General features: G+C 70.8%; 14 protein-coding genes. 11 read left to right on the top strand and 3 right to left on the bottom strand.

The genetic code is table 11. The features are described from left to right. Nucleotides 1–3 precede the first annotated feature (3 nt). The gene (locus F4559_RS30985) at nucleotides 4–936 is read right to left on the bottom strand and encodes a TIGR03617 family F420-dependent LLM class oxidoreductase (RefSeq protein WP_312865906.1); all 933 of its coding nucleotides are present in this window, start codon (nucleotides 934–936) and stop codon (nucleotides 4–6) included. Between the two features lie 156 nt (nucleotides 937–1,092). Here F4559_RS30985 and F4559_RS30980 point away from each other — a divergent pair, with 156 nt between their 5' ends. Together F4559_RS30980 and F4559_RS30975 are read left to right on the top strand one after the other, a co-directional pair. Continuing rightward, nucleotides 1,093–1,593 (top strand): MarR family winged helix-turn-helix transcriptional regulator, encoded by a 501-nt coding sequence (locus F4559_RS30980; protein WP_184674634.1) that lies wholly within the window; start codon nucleotides 1,093–1,095, stop codon nucleotides 1,591–1,593. Beyond that, on the top strand, nucleotides 1,593–3,233 hold the full coding sequence (locus tag F4559_RS30975) for an MDR family MFS transporter (protein ID WP_184674633.1): 1,641 nt from the start codon (nucleotides 1,593–1,595) through the stop codon (nucleotides 3,231–3,233). The genes F4559_RS30980 and F4559_RS30975 overlap by 1 nt, the downstream gene beginning before the upstream one ends. A 67-nt stretch (nucleotides 3,234–3,300) precedes the next feature. On the opposite strand, the gene F4559_RS30970 is transcribed toward F4559_RS30975, so the two are convergent. Next, complete coding sequence (locus tag F4559_RS30970; protein ID WP_184674632.1) at nucleotides 3,301–3,804, bottom strand: inorganic diphosphatase; 504 nt, start codon at nucleotides 3,802–3,804, stop codon at nucleotides 3,301–3,303. Nucleotides 3,805–4,689: 885 nt separating this feature from the next. Here F4559_RS30970 and dacB point away from each other — a divergent pair. From dacB to hpt, 4 genes are read left to right on the top strand one after another with little or no spacing between them, the layout of a single operon-like run. After that, a complete protein-coding gene (dacB, locus tag F4559_RS30965) occupies nucleotides 4,690–6,321 on the top strand; it encodes a D-alanyl-D-alanine carboxypeptidase/D-alanyl-D-alanine endopeptidase (RefSeq protein ID WP_184674631.1) in 1,632 nt (543 codons plus the stop codon). A 32-nt stretch (nucleotides 6,322–6,353) separates the two neighbouring features. Further along, nucleotides 6,354–7,361 carry an Rv3626c family coenzyme F420 biosynthesis-associated protein gene (locus F4559_RS30960; RefSeq protein ID WP_312865905.1) on the top strand — a complete coding sequence of 336 codons (1,008 nt, stop codon included), beginning with the start codon at nucleotides 6,354–6,356 and terminating at the stop codon, nucleotides 7,359–7,361. Beyond that, entirely contained in the window at nucleotides 7,358–8,269 is a 912-nt protein-coding gene (tilS, locus tag F4559_RS30955) for a tRNA lysidine(34) synthetase TilS (RefSeq protein ID WP_184674630.1), read from the top strand. Before F4559_RS30960 ends, tilS begins: the two co-directional genes overlap by 4 nt. 17 nt (nucleotides 8,270–8,286) lie before the next feature. Next, entirely contained in the window at nucleotides 8,287–8,835 is a 549-nt protein-coding gene (gene hpt, locus F4559_RS30950; protein WP_184676401.1) for a hypoxanthine phosphoribosyltransferase, read from the top strand. On the opposite strand, the gene F4559_RS30945 is transcribed toward hpt, so the two are convergent. Further along, nucleotides 8,832–10,520: a substrate-binding and VWA domain-containing protein gene (locus F4559_RS30945; RefSeq protein ID WP_184674629.1), complete on the bottom strand. Its 1,689-nt coding sequence runs from the start codon at nucleotides 10,518–10,520 to the stop codon at nucleotides 8,832–8,834. The two genes, hpt and F4559_RS30945, sit on opposite strands and share 4 nt — an antisense overlap. Nucleotides 10,521–10,910: 390 nt before the next feature. Here F4559_RS30945 and ftsH point away from each other — a divergent pair, with 390 nt between their 5' ends. The 5 genes from ftsH to folK are packed head-to-tail and all read left to right on the top strand — an operon-like array spanning nucleotide 10,911 to nucleotide 15,384. Further along, complete coding sequence (gene ftsH, locus F4559_RS30940; protein WP_184674628.1) at nucleotides 10,911–13,103, top strand: ATP-dependent zinc metalloprotease FtsH; 2,193 nt, start codon at nucleotides 10,911–10,913, stop codon at nucleotides 13,101–13,103. Continuing rightward, complete coding sequence (gene folE, locus F4559_RS30935; protein WP_184674627.1) at nucleotides 13,100–13,729, top strand: GTP cyclohydrolase I FolE; 630 nt, start codon at nucleotides 13,100–13,102, stop codon at nucleotides 13,727–13,729. Before ftsH ends, folE begins: the two co-directional genes overlap by 4 nt. A gap of 29 nt (nucleotides 13,730–13,758) precedes the next feature. Next, a complete protein-coding gene (gene folP, locus F4559_RS30930) occupies nucleotides 13,759–14,544 on the top strand; it encodes a dihydropteroate synthase (RefSeq protein ID WP_184676397.1) in 786 nt (261 codons plus the stop codon). Next, nucleotides 14,537–14,899, top strand: coding sequence for a dihydroneopterin aldolase (gene folB, locus F4559_RS30925; RefSeq protein WP_184674626.1), 363 nt, complete (start codon nucleotides 14,537–14,539; stop codon nucleotides 14,897–14,899). Before folP ends, folB begins: the two co-directional genes overlap by 8 nt. Further along, complete coding sequence (gene folK / locus F4559_RS30920; RefSeq protein WP_184674625.1) at nucleotides 14,896–15,384, top strand: 2-amino-4-hydroxy-6-hydroxymethyldihydropteridine diphosphokinase; 489 nt, start codon at nucleotides 14,896–14,898, stop codon at nucleotides 15,382–15,384. The genes folB and folK overlap by 4 nt, the downstream gene beginning before the upstream one ends. Nucleotides 15,385–15,390: the final 6 nt, after the last annotated feature.

The following is a 15,390-nucleotide window of genomic DNA, read 5'->3' as shown; positions in this document are numbered from 1 at the left end:
TTTTCAGATGTCGGCCAGGCTGGGGGCCGCTACGCGCGACACGATGTCGCCGTAGCGGTCCTCCAGTTCGGTCCGCACTTCGGACGGGGTGCCGATCACGGCGAAAGCGGACAGGATCTCGTCGTCGATCAATGCCGCCATGTCGGCCCACTGTTGCCGTCGAGACAAGCGGTGCAGGTCCTCATGCAGGGTGCCCCAGCCGTGCAAGTCCAAGACTTTTCGGTAAGCCGGGGTCGAGCCGTAGAACGCGATGCGTTCGCGGGCCTCGCGAGCGGAAGCTTCGTCGTGCACCACGAGCGAAGGCCCGCTGATCTCGATGTCCATGGGGCGCCCGGCCCGCTCACGGCCCCGGGCCAACGCCGGCAGGGTGACCTCTCGCAGGTACCGCTCAGTCGTCAACGCGTGGCACAGGAAGCCGTCCGCCACCTCGCCCGCGACCTCCGTCATCAGCTCACCCACACCGGCCAGCCAGATTTTCGGCCTGCCATAAGGGTTCGGGCCAGGATTGAAGAACGGGGTCATCAGGGTATGGCGGTAGAACTCGCCTCTGAAGGTCAGCCTTTCGCCCGTCTCCCAACAGGTCCAGATCGCCTGTAGTGCCTGGACGAACTCGCGCATGCGTGCTGCCGGCTTCGACCAGGGCATGCCGAAGCGCTTGGTGATGTGCGCCTCGACCTGCGAACCCAGGCCCAGGTGGAAGCGGCCCTCGCACAGCAGTTGCAGGTCGTTGGCCTGGACCGCGGTACTCATCGGGTTCCGGGCGAACGCCACCGCGATGGCCGTCCCCAGCTCCACGTCCACCTCGCCGGCCACTCGGGACAACGCAACGAACGGGTCGTGGGCGGTCTCTGCCACCCAGAAGCCGTCGACGCCCGCCATGACCGACGCTCGCAGCGTGCGGGGGTCGTACTCGATCGCGACCTGGTCGATCTTCACGGCTGGTCACGCTACCGGCGGACGTCCGGGGCCGGCTGTTCGTGACCGGTTGTCCGTGAGAGATGGGTCACCGGTATTTCATTTGCCAAGACTCTTCCCGACAGTCAAGCTTGTACCCAGCAACTAGTTGGTTGATGCAAGCAAACGGAGTGTGCCATGACGACCTCAGCGGGTGACCGCCACGGCGAGGCCGAGCGGGTCGGCATGGCGCTGATCAGACTCAACAAGATGCACGCCTGCGTCGTCGCGCAGATGACCAAGGCGGGTATGGACAAAGCCTCGTTCGTGCTGCTGGCCACCTTGCGCCAGTTGGGGCCGTCGCGGTCCAGTGCGCTGGCGGAGGCGGTCTTCTCCGACCCCTCCACGGTCAGCCGCCAGGTCGCGACCCTGGTCAAGGACGGGCTCGTCGAACGACGTGCCGACCCGGACGACGGACGCGCGAGCGTACTCGCGGTCACCGAGTCGGGGGAACGGCTGCTCGATGAGCGTAGACGGCAGCGGAACCGGGCAATCGGCCAGATGGTGGCCGATTGGCCCGACGAAGACCTGGCCGAGTTCATCAAGTACTTCGAGCGCTTCGTGGAGTCCTACGAGAAAGCGCTTCCGGTTTTCATCGCTGAGAGCGGACTGGGGCCGCGCTCAGAAGGGAAGAACTGATGTCGGAGACGACAGCGGCACCCACAGGCGCCGCACTGCTCACACACCGGCAGATCCTGACGATCCTGTCGGGTCTGCTGCTCGGCCTGTTCCTCGCCGCGCTCGACCAGATGATCGTGGCCACCGCGATGAAGACGATCGCGGACCAGCTCAACGGTCAGACGCTCCAGGCGTGGGCGACGACGGCCTACCTGATCACGGGCACCATCTCCACCCCGCTCTACGGCAAGCTGTCGGACATCTACGGCCGCAAGCCGATGTACCTCACCGCGATCACGCTCTTCCTGGCCGGCTCGCTGCTGTCCGGCATCGCGGGCTCGATGTACGAGCTGGCCGCGTTCCGCGCGGTCCAGGGCCTGGGCGCCGGCGGTCTGATGTCGCTGGCCATGGCGATCCTCGCGGACATCACCTCGCCGCGTGAGCGCAGCAAGTACACCGGCTACTTCATGGCCGTGTTCGGCATCTCCAGCGTCGCGGGCCCCGTCGTCGGCGGTCTGTTCGCGGGCATGGACACGTTCCTGGGCACCGACGGCTGGCGCTGGGTGTTCCTGATCAACGTGCCGATCGCCGCGGTGGCGTTGTTCGTCGTCGCCCGCGTGCTCAACATCCCGCACAAGCGGGTGAACCACCGCATCGACTACGTCGGCGCGCTGCTGCTCACCGTCGGCCTCGTGCCGCTGCTCATCGTGGCCGAACAGGGCCGCGAGTGGGGCTGGGACTCCGGCCGTTCGATCGCCATGTACGTCGTCGGCGTGCTCGGCCTGGTCGGCTTCGTGTTCACCGAGCGCCGCATGGGCGACGAGGCGCTGCTGCCGCTGCGACTGTTCCGCAAGAGCACGTTCTCGCTGGGCAACACGCTCAACTTCCTGCTCGGCGTCGGCATGTTCGGCGGCATGGCGTCGCTGCCGCTGTACCTGCAGATCGTGAAGGGCTTCTCGGCGACCGAGGCCGGTCTGATGATGCTGCCGCTGACGCTCGGCATCATGACCGCCGCCGGTACCAGCGGAAACATCACGTCCAAGACCGGCCGCTACCGCGTCTTCCCGATCATCGGCTTCGGTCTGCTCTCGGTGGCCATGTTCGTGCTCTCGACCATCGGCACGGACTCGCCGTCGTGGCAGCCGCTCACGCTGATGTTCTTCGTCGGAGCAGGCCTTGGCCTGTGCATGCAGACGCTGCTCGTCGCGATCCAGAACGACTCCGAGCCCCGGGACATGGGAGTGGCGACCGCCTCGGCCACGTTCTTCCGCCAGATCGGCGGCACGGTGGGCACCGCGGTGTTCCTGTCGATCCTGTTCAGCACGGTCGTGGACAAGATCGGCGACGGCCTGCGCAACGCCCTGGCCACCCCCGCCTACCAGCAGGCGCTGGCCGGGAACCCGGAGTTCGCGGCCATGCTCAAGAACCAGCAGCTCGACCTGAACAACACCGAGTTCCTGTCGAAGATCGACCCGGTGCTCGCCCGGCCGTTCCTCGACGGCTTCTCCGACTCGATCGGCCTGGTGTTCCTGGTCGGCGGCATGGTGACCACGATCGGGTTCCTGGTGGTGTGGTTCCTCAAGGAGATCCCGCTGTCGAACCGCTCCGGTCTCGAGCGCGCGAAGGACGCCGCCGAGCCGGCTCCGGTCGCGATGCACTAGATCGTGTGAAAAATCGAGGCCCTCCCGGATCTCCGGGAGGGCCTCGATCGCGTTGTGCCGCGGTTTCTCAGTGCTCTTCGCCGTTGGCGATGGCGTCCTTGAGCCGCTGGTAGGACCGGACGATCTCGGCCTCGGCCTCGGTGCGGCCGACCCACGTCGCGCCCTCGACGCTCTTGCCGGGCTCCAGGTCCTTGTAGACCTCGAAGAAGTGCTGGATCTCCAAGCGGTAGAACTCGCTCAGGTGGTGGATGTCGCGCAGGTGCTCGCTGCGCGGGTCCTCCGCCGGGACGCAGAGCAGCTTGTCGTCGCCGCCCTTCTCGTCGGTCATGCGGAACATGCCGATGGCGCGCGCACGGATCAGGCAGCCCGGGAAGGTCGGCTCCTGGACCAGGACCAGGGCGTCGAGCGGGTCGCCGTCCTCGCCGAGCGTGTCGTCGACGAATCCGTAGTCCGCCGGGTACTGGGTGGCCGTGAACAGGGTGCGGTCCAGTCGGATGCGCCCGGTCTTGTGGTCCATCTCGTACTTGTTGCGGACCCCCTTGGGGATCTCGATGGTGACGTCGAACTCCACTGCGCGGTCCTCGCTCGTCTTTGTCCTGCGTTACGCCACTAGTGTGGACCACGACGTCACGTCAACCCTCATTGATGTATGTGACGTTCCCCGTAATCGAGCGCGGAGGACTGTGTGCCCGACGACCCGACGTGGCCGACCGTCGACGGCGACGACCCCTCGGACGAGTCGCCGAAGGCGCAGGTCGGACCACCCGCACCGGTCGATCCGCCGACCCGCTACCTGAAGGTCCCGCCGCCCGCGCCGACGGGTGCGGACCCTGCCGGCGAAGCGCGGACGGTGACCACTTCGATACCGAACGCACGCCCGGGAGCGGCTGGCGGGGACCGAATGGTCCAGTCTGCGAGCGGTCCTCGTCCGGGTGATCCAGGTCCGAGGACCGGTACCCGGCCCGCCGTGCCTTCGGGACCTGATCGGGGTCCGCAGACCGGCACGCAGCCCGCGGTGTCCGACCGTGGTCCGCAGACCGGGACACAGCGTGCGGTGCCGCCGGCAGCCGACCGGGGTCCGGGGACCGGTCCGCAGCCCGCCGTGCCTTCGGGACTTGATCGGGGCCCGCAGACCGGTACGCAGCCCGTCGTGCCGCCGGCACCCGACCGGGGCGACGTGACCCGGCGGATGGAACGGCCGCAGCCACCCCGAGGCGGGGCACGATCGGGCGCCGACGGGTCGCGCGACGAGCAGCAGCGTCCGGATCAGGCGCATTCGGACGCAGTCCGGCAGGGGCAGCAGCGGCCGGACGGCCCGGGTCGGCCGGGATCGGATCGGTCGCGGTCCGAACAGCAGGGGCGGGGACGCCCGGGGTCGCCGAGTCCGGTGCCACCGGGCGTGGACCAGTCCGGTTCGGACGCGACTCGGCAGAACCGGGCGCGGCCGGACGGGTCCGTGTCGGGTTCCGACCAGGCACGTCCCGACCAGAACCGCGCTGACCAGGCTCGTGCTGATCGGAACCAACCCGGCCCGGCAGGGCCCGACCGGTCCCGGTTCGAGGTCGCACGGGCGCAGTCACCGGCCGACGCGAAGGACACCGAGCGGATCACCGTGCCCACCGGTGCGCAGGCGGAATCGCCCGCGGAGGCACCCGCCGAACGTGCCATGCCGCGGCGGATCGAGCCGCGTGCCGAAGACCACGCCGTCGCGGTCACGCCGAAGAAGAAGGGCCGCAAACGCAAGGTCCTCGGCGTGGTCGCTGCCGTCGTCGTGCTCGGCGCGGGCACGGCGTTCGCCGGCGTCGGGCTCGACTGGTTCGCCGGTCCGCCGACGCCGACCACCGCGGCACCCGCGCCGCCCGCCGACATCGCCTTCGCCCTGCGCGGCGTCGGCACGGACGCGCCCGCACCCAGCGCCGCCGGTGTCGCGGCCGTCGTCTCCGGACCGGCCGCCTCCGCCGCGCTCGCACCGCTGAGCGGCCGGGTCGTCGACCCGGCCTCGGGCACCACGCTGTGGGAGCAGGGCCAGGGCTCGGCCTACACGCCCGCGTCCACGATCAAGATCCTCACCTCGGCCGCCGCCCTGCTCAGCCTCGACCACACCGCCCAGTTCTCGACCAAGGTCGTGCGCGGTGCCGAACCCGGCACGGTCGTGCTGGTCGGCGGCGGCGACCCCACGCTCACCGCCCTGCCCGCCGGTCAGCGCTCGATGTACCCCGGCGCGCCCACGATCGACGACCTGGTCGCCCAGGTGCGGAAGACCGGTCCGGTGACCAAGGTCCTCTACGACACGTCGCGCTACACCGGCGACGGGTTCGCGCCCGGCTGGGACCCGGCCGACGTGGCCGCCGGCTACGTCACGCCGATCAGCCCGCTGATCATGGACGGCGGTCGCACCGACCCGAAGGCCGTCGACCCGCCCCGGCACGCGGCACCCGCCGAGACCGTGGCGCAGACGTTCGCCCAACGCCTCGGCGTCACGGCCGTCGCGACCGGCCCGGCACCGGCGAACGCCGAGGTGCTCGGCGAGGTGAAGAGCCAACCGGTCGACCGGCTGGTCGAGAACCTCATGCAGGTCTCCGACAACGTGCTCGCCGAGACCATGGCCCGCGAGGTCGCCATCGCGACCGGCGCCGAGCCGTCGTTCGCGGGCGCGGCACAGGCTGTCGTGAAGGTGTTGACCGACAACGGGTTCGACCTGACCGGCGGCACCGTCGTGGACGGCAGCGGCCTCTCCCCGAACGACAAGATCCCGGCCCGGCTGCTGGCCGACGTCCTGGTCGCGGCGGCGAGCCCGAACCCGACCGCACCGAAGACCGCGAAGCTGCGCCCGCTGCTCACCGCCCTGCCGGTCGCGGGCGGCAGCGGCACGCTCGCCGGCCGGTACGGCGAGTCGATCGGCAAGGGCTGGCTGCGCGCCAAGACCGGCACGCTCACCGGCGTGAACTCGCTGGCCGGCGTGGTCGTGGACAAGGACGGCCGGCTGCTGGTGTTCGCGTTCATGTCGTTGAGCACGCTGCCCAACGCCGACGTGCGCCAGGCGCTGGACGTGCTCGCCGCGTCGCTGCGGTCGTGCGGCTGTTCGTGACGGGTGCCTCACCCGCAGGTAGCGTCAGCCGCGTGAACTCGGCGACGCAGAGCACACCGGTCGACTGGGACCTGGCGACGGCGACCGCGACGAGGCTGGTCCGACCGGGGCCGGTCGTGCCGCGCGCCGAGGCGGACAACGCCGTCGGCCGGCTGCGCGAGCTGGCCGTCGACGCCGAGGTGCACGTCCGCGACCTGACGGGACTGGGCCACGGGCTGCCGCTGCGACCGGGCGAGGTCGTCGACCGGCCGGGCTGGGTGCGGGCCGCGGTGCGCGGGCTGGCCGCGCTGACCTCGGGTGCGCTGCCCGAACGCGGTGGTCCGCTGGGCGGCGTCCTGGCCGGCACGGCCGGCGTACAGGCGGGCGTGGTGATCGCGTTCCTGAGCGGCCGGGTGCTGGGCCAGTACGACCCGTACACCAACGGCGGCCGGTTGCTGCTCGTGGCGCCCAACATCGTGGGCGCGCAGCGGGCGTTGGACGTGCCCGGCGACGACTTCAGCATGTGGGTGTGCCTGCACGAGTGCACGCACCGGCTCCAGTTCACGGCCGTGCCGTGGCTGGTCGACCACTTCGCCGGTCTGGTCGCCGAGCTGCTCGGCTCGATGGACGAGGACTCCGCGCCCAAGCTGCGCGACCTGCCCAAGCGGTTGCGCGAGGCGGGCGGTGTCGTCGACCTGCTCCAGACCCCGGCCCAACGCCGCATCCTCGACCGGCTCATCGCCTTGTCGACGTTGCTGGAGGGGCACGCCGACCACGTGATGGACGCGGTCGGCCCCGACGTCGTCCCGTCGGTCGGCACGATCCGCGAGCGCTTCACCGCCCGGCGCAAGGCCGGTGGCGTGCTCGACCGCGCGCTGCGCACGGCGTTGGGCGTGGAGGCCAAGGTCCGCCAGTACGCGGAGGGCGCGGCGTTCACCGACCACGTCGTGGGCGCGGTCGGCATGGACCGGTTCAACGCGGTCTGGACGAGCCCGGAGACCCTGCCGACCAGGGCCGAGATCGCGGAACCGGCGGCCTGGCTGCGTCGCGTCGCACCGTGAACGGCCCGCTGGCCGACATCCGCACCGCCGTCCGCCGCTTCCTGGCCGGGCACGAGCCGGAGCGCGTCACGGTCGCGGTCAGCGGCGGCCCGGACTCGCTCGCGCTGGCCGCCGTCACCGCACGCCTGGCGCCCGACGCCCGTGCGCACGTCGTCGACCACGGCCTCCAGCCCGACTCGGCCGCCGTCGCCGCCCGGGCCGCCCAAACCCTCGAAGGGCTGGGTCTGCCCACGACCGTCACCCGCGTGACGGTCGACGGACCGGGTGGACCCGAGGCTGCCGCACGGGCCGCCCGCTACGCCGCGTTGCGCCCGGACCGGGGTGTCGTGCTGCTGGGGCACACCCGCGACGACCAGGCCGAGACCGTGCTGCTGGGGCTGGGCCGGGGTTCGGGGCCGCGCAGCATCGCGGGCATGCGGGCGTTCGACCCGCCGTGGGGCCGGCCGCTGCTCGGCGTTCCCCGGTCGGCCACGGTCGCGGCGTGCGCGGAACTCGGGCTCGACCCGTGGACCGATCCGCACAACGCCGATCCGTCCTTCACCCGGGTGAGATTGCGCACCGAGGTGTTGCCACTGCTCGAAGACGTGTTGCAGGGCGGCGTGGCCGAAGCGTTGGCCCGCACGGCGGCGCAATTGCGGGAAGACTGTGACGCGTTGGACGACCTCGCGGCGGCGTTCGAGGGGGATTGCCGCGCGGTGGACGACGTGGACGGCCTGCCGACCGCGTTGCGGCGGCGGGTGCTGCGGCGTTGGCTGGTCGGCGAAGGCGTGCCCGAGTTGTCTGATTCGCACCTCAGGAGGGTCGACGCGCTGGTCGCGGAATGGCGCGGTCAGGGGGGTGTGTGGCTGCCGGGCGGCTTTGTGGCCCGGCGTGCGCATGGCAGGCTTCAGGTGGAACAGCAGGCATGACCAAAGGGGAACCGTCCGTGTACGACGGCGACATCAGCTCCGTGCTCATCACCGAACAGGAGATCGGCGACAAGGTCGCGGAACTGGCCCGCAAGGTCGCGGCCGACTACCCGGCCGAGGACGGGAACGACCTCGTCCTGATCACCGTCCTCAAGGGCGCGGTCATGTTCACGACCGACCTCGCCCGCGCGCTGCCCGTCCCGGTGCAGCTCGAGTTCATGGCCGTCAGCTCCTACGGCTCCGCGACCTCGTCCTCGGGCGTGGTGCGGATCCTCAAGGACCTCGACCGCGACATCGCCGACCGCGACGTGATCATCGTCGAGGACATCATCGACTCGGGTCTGACCCTGTCGTGGCTGCTCAAGAACCTGGCGTCGCGCCGGCCGCGCTCGCTGGAGGTCTGCACGCTGCTGCGCAAGCCGGACGCGGTCAAGGTCGACGTGCCGGTCAAGTACGTGGGCTTCGAGATCCCCAACGAGTTCGTCGTCGGCTACGGCCTCGACTACGCCGAGCGCTACCGGGACCTGCCCTACATCGGCAAGCTGGACCCGAAGGTCTACTCCTAGCAGTTCGGCCGGCAGCGGCGCTGCGAGATCGCGTCGAGCAGCACGGTCCGGATGTCCTCGCCCTTGAGGGCCTGGTACGCCTTGCCGCCGGTCGCCTCGGCGATCTGCCGCAACGCGTCCAGGTCGGCGTCCGCGCCCAGGCCCACCAGGAACATGGGCACCGGCCGTGCCGGGTCCGCCTCCTCGCGCAGCGTCGAGAGCAGCGTGGGCAGGTCGATCGACGAGATGTCGTCGTCGCTGCCGTCGGTGATCAGCGCCACCGAGTTGATCTTCATCGGGTCGAACGTCCGCCGGGCCTCGCGGTAGGCGGCGAGCACCGTGTCGTTCAACGCGGTGCCGCCGCCGACCAGCGTGGCCAGCCCGCCCGCGCTGGTCTGCAACCGGGCCCGCCGGGTCGTGCCCGCCACGGTCTCGCCCAGCGGACCGGTGGAGATCAGCTCGATCCAGTCGTCCGGCGGGCGCTTGTTGCGCCCGAACGCCCAAAGCCCGACCTCGGACGTGTCGGGCAGCATCGCCAACGCGGTGAGCGCGGCGTCGCGCGCCGCGCCGATCCGGGTCTCGCGGCTGCCCTCCATCGGTTCGGCCATCGAGCCGGACACGTCCAGCAGCGTGAGCATCCTGGTGTCCAGCGACACCGCGCCCCACGTGCGCAGCAGTTCGGCGACCTGGTCGGCGTCCGGCCTGGTCAGCAGCGACACGTCCTCGCCGCGCACGCCCTCGCGATCGGTCTTCCACCCCTGCGGCGCCTTGCCGTCGGTGGTGCGGAACCCCGCCTCGGCGAACCGCTGGAGGGTCCGGCCGGTGCGCAGGTGCCGCTCGAAGTCCTCGGCCGCCTGCGCCGTCCCGGCGGGTTCGCCCGCGCGACCGACCCGGACCACCGGGTAGTCGAACGCGAGCGTGCCCTCCTTCGGGTAGGCGGCGACGACCTTGCGGCTGCCCGCGACGCGGTTGGCGTCGAGCACGGACTGCTCGGTCGTGGCGAACACCGGCGCGTCGTCGCCGCTGCCCTGGGTGATCTTGGTGAACGCGTCGCGCACGGACGGCAGCGCGTTGCGGCCGACCCGCATCAGGGCGCCGATCAGCTCCGGCTTGGGCGTGCCGTCCGGGTTGCCCAGCAACCCGCGCACGATCGCGAGCGCGGCCAGTCCCTCGGTGGACGTCGTGGGGTCGGTGAGCGTGGCACGGGCCTTCGGGTCGATCAGGCCGGCCCAGCTCACCGAGTCGCCCAGCGCGCCGACGGCCTTCGCCGACCCGGCGACGACCAACGGCGAGGTCGCCAGCGACGGCCCGAGTTCCAGGGTGGGCGCGTCCGCGCCGTGCTCGCCGGCCTGCCGCTTGGTCTGCTCGGCCCACATGGTCGAATCGGGTATCCACAGCGCGGGCGGGTTGATCTGGGCGGTCGGCAGCTCGTTCGCCACGTCCGGCGCGCTGCGCGCCTCGACCTGGACCTGCACGCACCGGTGCTCGACCACGGGCTGGTCGGCCTGGTAGTCCTCGGCCGCGCCGCGCACGACCCCCTCGGCGCCGGGCGCGACGGCGACCTTCAGCGAGAGGGTGCCGGTGCAGTCCTCGCCGTCGGTGAGGCGCAGCGCGACGACCGTGACACCGGCCGCCGCGACGATGCCGACGAGGGCCACGAGGGGGAGGACGACGCGACGGACGCGACTCGGGGTGCGTGCGGTCATGGTCGTTATTACCTTCGAGTTGGATTAACCCATCCGGGTGCAAAAAGCGCTCAACGTGCGTCCGAGAATGACACGGTGTGGTCGATAGCTTGGGAATCGAGTGGTTTCCGTCACATGTTTACCACTAGCCAGGCTACTAGCTGCTAGAGCGAAGTCACCTCGGGTGAGAATATCGCCGGTCCGACCGTGATCGCGGTCGACGATGTCCGTTCCGGGAACACCACGGCTCGTTCACCCGTTGGGCACACGAGACGTGATAGCCGGGTCCGATGGCCGCGCACGTGGGGCACTGCTCAGACGCCCCGGGCGGTAGGCTGGTCGGACGGGCGTGCCCGTCTGCGCCCGTCATCAAGTCAGGGAGGGTCGAGGCCGCCCGCCGGCCGTAAGTGCATGGACCGCAAGCGCCTGCTTCGCAACCCGCTGCTGTGGATCGTCGCGGTGTTGTTGCTCTACTACGCCTTCTCCGTGCTCTTCGACGACGCCCGGGGCTACACCCCGGTGAAGACGTCCCAGGCACTGGAGCAAGTCCGGGAAGGCAACGTCAAGGAAGCCACCGTCGAGGACAAGGAACAGCGGCTCAAGCTGACCCTCGTCGACGGCAAGGACTTCGAGGGCCACAACCGGCTGATCACGCAGTTCCCGGCCAGTTCGACGGACGAGATCTTCACCATCCTCGACCAGGCCGGCAACAAGCCGACCGTCGAGACCAAGGTCAGCCAGGACTCGTTCCTGATGCAGATGCTGCTGTACCTGGTCCCGCTCGGCCTGTTGCTGCTGCTGCTCATGTGGATGATGAACAACGCACAGGGCGGCGGGAACCGGGTCCTCAACTTCGGCAAGTCCAAGGCCAAGCAGCTCTCCAAGGACATGCCCAAGACGACGTTCGCCGACGTCGCCGGCGCCGAGGAGGCCGTCGAGGAACTCCACGAGATCAAGGACTTCCTCCAGAACCCCGGCCGCTACCAGGCACTCGGCGCGAAGATCCCCAAGGGTGTGCTGCTCTACGGCCCGCCCGGAACCGGCAAGACGCTGCTCGCGCGTGCCGTCGCGGGCGAGGCCGGCGTGCCGTTCTACTCGATCTCCGGCTCGGACTTCGTCGAGATGTTCGTCGGCGTCGGCGCCTCGCGCGTCCGCGACCTGTTCGAACAGGCCAAGCAGAACGCGCCGTGCATCATCTTCGTCGACGAGATCGACGCGGTCGGCCGCCACCGCGGCGCGGGCCTCGGCGGTGGTCACGACGAGCGCGAGCAGACCCTCAACCAGCTCCTGGTCGAGATGGACGGCTTCGACTCGCGCGGCGGGATCATCCTGATCGCCGCGACGAACCGCCCCGACATCCTGGACCCGGCGCTGCTGCGCCCCGGCCGGTTCGACCGGCAGATCCCGGTGTCCGCGCCCGACCTCAAGGGCCGCAAGCAGATCCTGCGCGTGCACGCCAAGGGCAAGCCGTTGGGCCCGGACACCGACCTCGACGGCCTGGCCAAGCGCACCGTCGGGTTCTCCGGCGCCGACCTGGCCAACGTGATCAACGAGGCCGCGCTGCTCACCGCCCGCCAGAACGGCACGGTCATCACCGGCGCCGCGCTGGAGGAGTCCGTCGACCGCGTGATCGGCGGTCCGGCCCGCAAGAGCCGGATCATCTCCGAGAAGGAGAAGAAGATCACCGCGTACCACGAGGCCGGGCACGCCCTGGCCGCGTGGGCGATGCCGGACATCGACCCGGTGTACAAGGTCACGATCCTGGCCCGCGGCCGGACGGGCGGTCACACGCTCTCCGTGCCCGAGGAGGACAAGGACCTGATGACCCGGTCGGAGATGATCGCCCGGCTGGTGTTCGCACTGGGCGGCCGGTCCGCCGAGGAACTGGTCTTCCACGAGCCCACCACGGGCGCGTCCAACGACATCGAGCAGGCGACCAAGATCGCCCGCGCGATGGTCACCGAGTACGGCATGTCCGCGCGCCTGGGCGCCGTCAAGTACGGCCAGGAGCAGGGCGAGCCGTTCCTCGGCCGCACGGCCGGCCGGCAGGCCGACTACTCGCTCGAGGTCGCGCACGAGATCGACGAGGAAGTGCGCGAACTCATCGAGGCCGCGCACACCGAGGCGTACGAGGTGCTCAACACCTACCGCGACGTGCTCGACGCGTTGACGCTGGAGCTGATCGACAAGGAGACCCTGCACCAGAAGGACCTGGAGCGGATCTTCTCCACCGTCGAGAAGCGGCCCCGGATCACCAAGTTCAACGACTTCGGCAACCGCGTCCCGTCGGACAAGCCGCCGGTCAAGACGCCCGGCGAGCTGGCCCGCGAACGCGGCGAGCCGTGGCCGCCGGTCGTCGAGGACCGGGTCGACGAGGCGCCGACGGTGCCCGACCCGTCCGCCACGCCGCAGGTCGTGCCGCCCGCCAACGGCACCTACCAGCCGCAGCCGACGCACCCGTCCGCCGGACCGCCGCACTACGGCGCACCCCCCGGCTGGACCCCGGCCACCGTCCCCGGCGGCCAGCCCGCCGGCGGGTGGCAGCCGGACCCGGCCGAGGCGGACAAGCGCAACTTCGACGCGGACCCGGACAACCGCAGGTGACCGGAACAGAGCACGCCGACCCCGCCACCAACGGCGAGGTCGGCGCCCGCCGGGTGTTCGACCAGAAGCGGGCCGAGGCCGCCGTGCGCGAGCTGCTGCTCGCGTGCGGTGAGGACCCCGACCGCGAGGGCCTGCGCGACACGCCCGCCCGTGTGGCGCGGGCGTACCGCGAACTGTTCGCGGGCCTGTACACCGACCCGTCCGAGGTGCTGTCGAAGACGTTCGACGAGAGTCACGAGGAGTTGGTGCTGGTCACCGACATCCCGATGTTCTCGTTCTGCGAGCACCACCTGCTGCCGTTCCACGGCGTGGCGCACGTCGGGTACATCCCCAACGAGCACGGCCGGGTCACCGGTCTGTCCAAGCTGGCCCGCCTGGTCGACCTGTACGCCAAGCGCCCGCAGGTCCAGGAGCGGCTCACGTCGCAGATCGCCGACGCCCTGGTGCGCCGGCTCGAACCGCGCGGCGTGATCGTCGTGGTCGAGGCCGAGCACCTGTGCATGGGCATGCGCGGCGTGCGCAAGCCCGGCTCGCGCACCACCACGTCGGCCGTGCGCGGCCTGCTGCGCAGTTCGGCGTCGTCCCGTGCCGAGGCCATCGAGTTGATCAAGGGACGGTTGAGGTGACGTTGCCGCGACCCGACCACTGCGTGGTCATGGGCGTGGTCAACGTCACCCCGGACTCGTTCTCCGACGGCGGTCGCTACCTCGACGTGGACGACGCGATCGCACACGGCGTCGCGTTGTTCCGCCGCGGCGCCGACGTGATCGACGTCGGCGGCGAGTCGACCCGGCCCGGCGCCGGCCGCGTGTCGCCGTCGGTCGAGGCCGAGCGCGTCGCACCGGTGATCAGGTCCCTGGCCGCCGAGGGTGTGCCGGTCAGCGTGGACACCACGCGGTCCGAGGTCGCCCTGGCCGCGCTGGAGGCCGGTGCCACGATCGTCAACGACGTGTCCGGCGGGCTCGCCGATCCCCGGATGGCGTCCGTCGTCGCCGACGCCGGTGTGCCTTACGTGCTCATGCACTGGCGTGGGCACAGCCGGGAGATGGACCGGCTCGCCGCGTACGACGACGTGGTCAAGGACGTGCGCGAGGAACTCGCCGCCCGCGTCGACGCCGCGCTGGCGGCCGGCGTCCGGCCGGAACTGATCGTGCTCGACCCGGGACTCGGTTTCGCCAAGACCGCCGAGCACAACTGGCAACTGCTGCACCGGCTCGACGAGCTGATGTCGTTGGGACACCCTGTGCTCGTCGGCGCGTCCCGCAAGCGGTTCCTCGGTGCACTGCTCGGCGGACGCGAACCGGACGGCCGGGAAGACGCCACGGCCGCCGTGTCCACTCTTGCGGCTTATCTCGGCGTGTGGGGCGTGCGGGTGCACGACGTGGAGCGGACCCTTGACGCCGTTGCCGTCGCACGGGCTTGGAGGACCGGCCGTGGCTGATCGGATCTCGTTGCGCGGCCTGCGGGTCCGTGGTCGGCACGGCGTGTTCGAGCACGAGAAGCGGGACGGTCAGGACTTCCTGGTCGACATCACCGCGTGGCTCGACCTGTCGCGCGCCGCCGCCACCGACGACCTGCGCGACACGCTCCACTACGGCGAACTCGCCCAGCGCGCGGCGGCGATCATCGGCGGCGAACCGTACGACCTGATCGAGACCGTGGCCGTGAAGATCGCCGAAGAGGTGCTCACCGACCTGCGGGTGCGGGGCACCGAGGTGACCGTCCACAAGCCCTCGGCGCCGATCCCGCTGACGTTCGCGGACGTGTCGGTGACCGTGCGGCGGGAGCGCGGGTGACCCGGGCCGTCCTGTCCATCGGCTCCAACATGGGCGACCGTCAGGGTTTCCTGCGCCAGGCCGTGGCCGGGTTCGCCGACGTCCTCGTGGCGGTGTCGCCGGTGTACGAGACGGCGGCGTGGGGCGTGACCGACCAGGACGACTTCCTCAACGCGGTGCTGGTCGTGTCCGCGCCGGACGTCGACGAGCGGGGTTGGCTCGCGCGTGGGCAGGCGTTGGAGAACGCGTCCGGGCGCGTTCGGACAGTGCGTTGGGGACCGCGCACGCTGGACGTCGACGTGGTCACCGTGGACGGTGTGCGTTCCGACGACCCGGAACTCCTGCTGCCGCACCCCGGTGCGTTCGAACGGGCCACGGTGCTGGTGCCATGGCTCGACGTGGAGCCCGATGCCGTGCTGCCCGGACACGGGCGCGTGGCGGATCTCGTGGCCGGACTCGACCTGTCCGGTGTGCACCGGCGGGACGACCTGGCGCTGCGGGGATGATGGGGG

The sequence above is a fragment of the Saccharothrix violaceirubra genome, assembly GCF_014203755.1.
Lineage (GTDB): Bacteria > Actinomycetota > Actinomycetes > Mycobacteriales > Pseudonocardiaceae > Actinosynnema > Actinosynnema violaceirubrum.
This window is presented reverse-complemented; position numbering and strand designations above follow the sequence as displayed.

Excerpts from the sequence above, each read along its gene's own strand:
- F4559_RS30975 (WP_184674633.1), top strand. The coding sequence starts at position 1,593 with ATGTCGGAGACGACAGCGGCACCCACAGGCGCCGCACTGCTCACACAC.
- folP (WP_184676397.1), top strand. The coding sequence starts at position 13,759 with ATGGGCGTGGTCAACGTCACCCCGGACTCGTTCTCCGACGGCGGTCGC.
- F4559_RS30980 (WP_184674634.1), top strand. The coding sequence starts at position 1,093 with ATGACGACCTCAGCGGGTGACCGCCACGGCGAGGCCGAGCGGGTCGGC.
- ftsH (WP_184674628.1), top strand. The coding sequence starts at position 10,911 with ATGGACCGCAAGCGCCTGCTTCGCAACCCGCTGCTGTGGATCGTCGCG.
- F4559_RS30945 (WP_184674629.1), bottom strand. The coding sequence starts at position 10,520 with ATGACCGCACGCACCCCGAGTCGCGTCCGTCGCGTCGTCCTCCCCCTC.